Below are 379 nucleotides of genomic sequence, written 5' to 3'. Positions count from 1 at the left end.
CACCACGCCGATCACGCCGCTCACCGACGTCACCAATGCCGACGGGCTCGCATCCGTCAAAGCGGCGATCGACCTGATGCAGCCCAACGGCAACACCAATGTTCCAGAAGGCATGGCCTGGGGCTGGCGCACCGTCTCGAGCGCCTCGCCCTTCACCGAGGGACGGCAGGAGACCGAACGCGGCAACGACAAGGTCGTCATCGTGCTGACCGACGGCGAGAACACCTATTCGACGGTGAGCTCCGATCCGGCCGGCAACAAGTCGACCTATGCCGCCTATGGCTATACCGGCATCGGCTACAACGGCACTTCGGTCACGCGCCTGTTCGGCGGCACGTCGAGCGACATAGGCCAGTTCAACTATTCCTCGAGCAATTAC

General features: G+C 63.1%; 1 pseudogene. It reads left to right on the top strand.

Annotated features, from left to right (window positions below):
- Positions 1 to 379 (top strand): annotated as a pseudogene (locus EN845_RS34045) (hypothetical protein); the annotation flags it as partial.

The organism is Mesorhizobium sp. M8A.F.Ca.ET.202.01.1.1, assembly GCF_004791595.1.
Classification (GTDB): domain Bacteria; phylum Pseudomonadota; class Alphaproteobacteria; order Rhizobiales; family Rhizobiaceae; genus Mesorhizobium.
This window is presented reverse-complemented; position numbering and strand designations above follow the sequence as displayed.